The organism is Halorubrum sp. SP3, from assembly GCF_005435195.1.
Classification (GTDB): domain Archaea; phylum Halobacteriota; class Halobacteria; order Halobacteriales; family Haloferacaceae; genus Halorubrum; species Halorubrum sodomense.
Genome location: NZ_SGTU01000070.1, coordinates 1,156 through 1,888, shown reverse-complemented (window position 1 = coordinate 1,888; position 733 = coordinate 1,156). Strand labels below are relative to the sequence as shown.

Genomic DNA, 733 nt, shown 5'->3' with positions numbered 1-733 from the left:
CGTTCCTCCACGCGTCCTTTGTCGACGAGAATGAGAATGGAATCCAGCGACGATACCAGCGCAATATATCTGAGTTCGACTTAGTCCCCGGAACGCCGCTATCCTACTGGGTCCCCAAAGAGCTTCGCTCCTTATACAACTCTGAGGTAGTATTAGATGCGAATAATGCAGGTCTGGATGAAGAGAGTCTAGGATCCATTAAAGTAGGTGTCCAAACAGGTGATGATGATCGCTTCACACGAACATTTTGGGAACGCACTGGAGAGGGATGGTTCCCCCTATCCAAGGGTGGAATGGATTCTTGGTTACTTCCCCGGATAAAGAAAACAGTATTATGGGACGAAGGAGGGGAAGAAATTAGACGGTATTATGGATCACGTCCTCAGAATTCGCAGTTCTACTTCGATGAAGGAATCACGTTCAATCGGGTGAAGGAGAGTGGTCAGCGGTTTGGATACTTGCCATCGAACTCGGTCTTTGGCGATAAGGGACCGACTGTATTCCCTGAGCATGACTTGTGGCCTCTGCTATCATACACTAACAGCCGTCTATTCACCTACCTAATGCTAGCTCAGACAACTGAGAGAATGTGGGAAGTCGGCCAGGTTTCCAAACTCCCATGGCGTGAAGAGCTTGAGGACATTGACGAACTTGAGACCCTCTCGAAGGAGGCTGTCGGTCACCTTGTCTCGAAACGTCAATACGATTTCGTCTCGCCGCACTACGGCGGGGC

1 pseudogene is annotated in these 733 nt (G+C 49.8%); it reads left to right on the top strand.

Features of this window, described 5'->3' with window-relative positions:
* A pseudogene (locus tag EXE42_RS18685) lies at positions 1–733 on the top strand (SAM-dependent methyltransferase); the annotation flags it as partial.